The sequence below is a fragment of the Citrobacter sp. wls826 genome, from assembly GCF_005281245.1.
In the GTDB taxonomy this organism is placed as follows: Bacteria; Pseudomonadota; Gammaproteobacteria; order Enterobacterales; family Enterobacteriaceae; genus Citrobacter; species Citrobacter braakii.
On sequence record NZ_SZWS01000053.1, the window covers coordinates 269,171 to 272,989 of the forward strand.

2 protein-coding genes are annotated in these 3,819 nt (G+C 55.3%); both read left to right on the forward strand.

Annotation, left to right across the window (positions count from 1 at the left end; all coding sequences use genetic code 11):
• On the forward strand, positions 1 to 1,701 hold a 1,701-nt coding region (glgP, locus tag FDW87_RS13715), incomplete at its 5' end, for a glycogen/starch/alpha-glucan family phosphorylase (RefSeq protein WP_252363170.1).
• 9 nt (positions 1,702 to 1,710) lie between these two features.
• Entirely contained in the window at positions 1,711 to 3,798 is a 2,088-nt protein-coding gene (gene malQ / locus FDW87_RS13720; RefSeq protein ID WP_137379837.1) for a 4-alpha-glucanotransferase, read from the forward strand.
• Positions 3,799 to 3,819 lie beyond the last annotated feature (21 nt).

Here is a 3,819-nt window from a genome sequence, read left to right on the forward strand (position 1 = left end):
ACCAAATTTAATGACGGCGATTTCCTGCGCGCAGAGCAGCAGGGCATCGACGCTGAAAAACTGACCAAAGTGCTGTACCCGAACGACAACCACACCGCGGGTAAAAAGCTGCGCCTGATGCAGCAATACTTCCAGTGCGCTTGCTCCGTAGCTGACATTCTGCGCCGCCATCATCTGGCAGGGCGTAAACTGCATGAGCTGGCTGATTTTGAGGTGATTCAGCTCAACGATACTCACCCGACCATCGCCATCCCTGAGCTACTGCGTGTACTGATTGATGAGCACCAGATGAGCTGGGACGATGCGTGGGCTATTACCAGTAAGACCTTTGCTTATACCAACCACACTTTGATGCCAGAGGCGCTGGAGTGCTGGGACGAGAAGCTGGTGAAAGCACTACTGCCGCGCCATATGCAAATCATCAAAGAGATTAACGACCGCTTTAAGAAGCTGGTCGATAAAACCTGGCCGGGTGACGCTGAAGTTTGGGCGAAGCTGGCGGTGGTGCACAACAAACAGGTGCGTATGGCCAACATGTGTGTGGTCAGCGGCTTTGCGGTTAACGGCGTGGCGGCGCTGCACTCCGATTTGGTGGTGAAGGATCTGTTCCCGGAATATCATCAGCTCTGGCCGAACAAATTCCATAACGTCACTAACGGGATTACTCCGCGTCGCTGGATTAAGCAGTGCAACCCGGCACTTGCCGCGCTGCTGGATAAATCGCTGAAAAAAGAGTGGGCCAACGACCTCGATCAGTTGATTAACCTGGAAAAATACGCCGACGACGCGAAGTTTCGTCAGCAGTATCGTGACATCAAGCTGGCGAACAAAGCGCGTCTGGTGAAGTTTATTAAAGCGCGTACCGGTATTGAGATAACGACTAACGCTCTCTTTGATATTCAGATTAAACGCCTGCATGAGTACAAGCGTCAGCACCTCAACTTGCTGCATATTCTGGCGTTATACAAAGAAATCCGTGAGAACCCGCAGGCCGATCGCGTGCCGCGCGTATTCCTGTTTGGCGCGAAAGCCGCTCCGGGTTACTACCTGGCGAAAAATATCATCTTCGCCATTAACAAGGTCGCAGAAACCATCAATAACGACCCGCAAGTGGGCGACAAGCTGAAGGTCGTATTCCTGCCGGATTATTGTGTCTCGGCGGCGGAAATGTTGATCCCAGCGGCGGATATCTCTGAGCAAATCTCCACCGCAGGGAAAGAGGCTTCCGGCACCGGTAACATGAAGCTGGCGCTGAACGGTGCGTTAACCGTCGGTACGCTGGATGGCGCAAACGTCGAAATCGCCGAGAAGGTCGGTGACGAGAATATCTTTATCTTTGGTCATACTGTGGAAGAGGTGAAGGCGCTCAAGGCCAAAGGGTACGACCCGGTGAAATGGCGTAAGAAAGATAAAGTGCTGGATGCTGTTCTGAAAGAGCTGGAAAGCGGGAAGTACAGCGACGGCGATAAACATGCCTTCGACCAGATGCTGCACAGTATCGGCAAGCAGGGCGGTGACCCGTATCTGTTAATGGCGGACTTCGCGGCCTACGTTGAAGCCCAGAAGCAGGTTGACGTGTTGTATCGTGACCAGGAGGCCTGGACCCGGGCGGCGATTCTGAATACCGCGCGTTGCGGCATGTTCAGTTCGGATCGCTCCATCCGCGATTATCAGACTCGTATCTGGCAGGCGAAACGTTAAGGAATCGCGATGGAAAGCAAACGTCTGGATAATGCCGCGTTGGCGGCGGGGATCAGCCCCAATTACATTAATGCCCACGGTAAACCGCAGTCTATTGGCGTCGAAACCAAGCGGCGTTTGCTTGACGCTATGCATCGCTCCACCGCCACCGCTCAGGTGGCGGTGACCCCGGTGCCGAATGTCATGGTTTATACCGCGGGTAAGAAAATGCCGCTGGCAGTTGAGGGACGCGGAGAGTTTAACTGGTTGCTGACCACCGAAGAGGGCGTGCAGCACAAAGGACATGTCGTCGGCGGTAAATCGTTCAACCTTCCGGCGAAGCTGCCGGAAGGGTATCACACGCTTACCCTCACCCAGGGGGAGTTGCGTACCCATTGCCGCATCATCGTCGCGCCGAAACGCTGCTATGAGCCGCAGGCGCTGTTAGCCGGGCAGAAGCTGTGGGGCGCATGCGTTCAGCTCTATACCCTGCGTTCAGAAAAAAACTGGGGGATTGGCGACTTTGGCGATCTCCGTGCCATGCTGGTGGAGGTGGCGCAACGCGGTGGCGCGTTTATCGGCCTGAATCCGATTCACGCGCTGTATCCGGCGAACCCGGAGAGTGCCAGTCCGTACAGCCCGTCGTCACGCCGCTGGCTGAACGTTATTTATATAGATGTGAACGCAGTAGACGATTTTCGCCTGAGTAAAGAGGCGCAGGCCTGGTGGCAGAAACCCGCGACTCAGCAAGCTCTGCAACGCGCGCGTGATACCGAGTGGGTTGATTATTCTGCCGTTACGGCATTGAAGATGACAGCGCTGCGTATGGCGTGGAAAAGCTTCTCTGCACGTGACGATGAGCAGATGGCGGCATTTCGTCAGTTTGTGATTCAGGAAGGGGATAGCCTGTACTGGCAGGCGGCCTTTGACGCGCTGCATGCACATCAGGTGAAAGAGGACGCACTGCGCTGGGGCTGGCCGGTGTGGCCGCAAGCTTTCCAGTCGGTGGATTCGCCAGGGGTAAAACGCTTTTGCGAAGAGCATCGTGATGAAGTGGATTTCTACCTGTGGTTGCAGTGGCTGGCGTATACCCAGTTTGCTGATTGCTGGAAAACCAGCCAGGGCTTTGCGATGCCGATTGGATTATATCGCGATCTGGCTGTCGGCGTGGCCGAAGGCGGGGCGGAAACCTGGTGCGACCGCGAGTTGTATTGCCTGAAAGCCTCGGTTGGCGCACCGCCGGATATTCTCGGTCCGCTCGGGCAAAACTGGGGATTGCCGCCGATGGATCCGCATATCATCACGGCACGCGCTTACGAACCGTTTATCGAACTGCTGCGTGCCAATATGCAGAACTGCGGTGCGTTGCGTATCGACCATGTTATGTCGATGCTGCGTCTGTGGTGGATCCCTTACGGCGAAACTGCCGATCACGGCGCCTACGTGCATTATCCGGTCGACGATCTGCTTTCAATTCTGGCGCTGGAAAGTAAACGTCATCACTGCATGGTAATTGGTGAAGATCTGGGGACTGTGCCGGTAGAGATCGTCAGCAAGCTGCGTGACAGCGGCGTGTACTCCTACAAAGTGCTTTATTTTGAGAATGACCATGAGAAAAACTTCCGCGCGCCGAAAGCGTACCCGGAACAATCAATGGCAGTCGCGGCGACGCATGACCTTCCTACGCTTAAAGGTTATTGGGATAGCGGCGATCTGACGCTGGGTAAGGCGCTGGGTCTGTACCCGGATGAAGTCGTGCTGCGTGGGTTGTATCAGGACAGAGAACTGGCGAAACAGGGGCTGCTGGACGCGCTGCACAAATACGGGTGCCTGCCAAAACGTGCTGGTCACAAGGCGTCACTGATGTCGATGACGCCGATTCTTAATCGCGGCATGCAACGCTACATCGCTGACAGTAACAGTGCGCTGTTGGGCCTGCAACCGGAAGACTGGCTGGATATGGCTGAGCCCGTCAATATTCCGGGGACCAGCGACCAGTACAAAAACTGGCGGCGTAAGCTCACCGCCACGCTGGAGCAGATGTTTGCCGATGACGGTGTGAACAAGCTGATTAAGGATTTGGATAAGCGCCGAAAAGCGGCCGCGAAGAAGAAGTAAAAAAGCCGGGGATTTCCCCGG

Bases quoted from the DNA above. Each gene is read 5' to 3' on its own strand.
- malQ (WP_137379837.1), top strand. From the start codon at position 1,711: ATGGAAAGCAAACGTCTGGATAATGCCGCGTTGGCGGCGGGGATCAGC.